Origin of the sequence: Bradyrhizobium sp. NBAIM08 (assembly GCF_020193935.1) — a bacterium.
GTDB lineage: Bacteria > Pseudomonadota > Alphaproteobacteria > Rhizobiales > Xanthobacteraceae > Bradyrhizobium > Bradyrhizobium yuanmingense.
Genome location: NZ_JADYVR010000336.1, coordinates 1 through 449, shown reverse-complemented (window position 1 = coordinate 449; position 449 = coordinate 1). Strand labels below are relative to the sequence as shown.

Annotated in this window: 1 protein-coding gene; it reads right to left on the bottom strand. The window is 44.8% G+C overall.

What is annotated here, in order from left to right:
- Positions 1–449: penicillin-binding transpeptidase domain-containing protein (locus I6F37_RS39780; RefSeq protein WP_225154346.1), on the bottom strand; the 449-nt coding region annotated here is incomplete at both ends.

The following is a 449-nucleotide window of genomic DNA, read 5'->3' as shown; positions in this document are numbered from 1 at the left end:
ATTAAGAACTGCATTCTGAAGAAGCTTGTGCAGCTGTGTAATAGACTTCTGAGAAAGTACTTGTCTTAAAACCTTAGGCTTCTCAGTAGGTGAAACTGGTTCCATGAGTTTCCCACCATTGGCGATCGCTCCATATGCTTGAAGAATTTCAAGTGCAGAACTTCTGAATCCAAGTCCAACAGCTGCTTGAGGGAGTAACTGGTTACCATCTTCAGGACGCTCACCTGGAAGAGCTTCTGGAAAAGATCTTGCCGTGCCACCTTCGCCAAAGCCAAACTTATCAAACATGGAAGCAAGCTTTTCTTCTCCTACTAGCTGAGCAATCTTGATGCTGCAGATGTTACTGGAGGGTTCAATAGTTTCAGAGGTACTAAGGGATGGCCATCCACCGTCTTTCCAGTCGCTATAAGTTGTTCCGTTGTAAGCATACTTCCCATTCTCGCAATTGT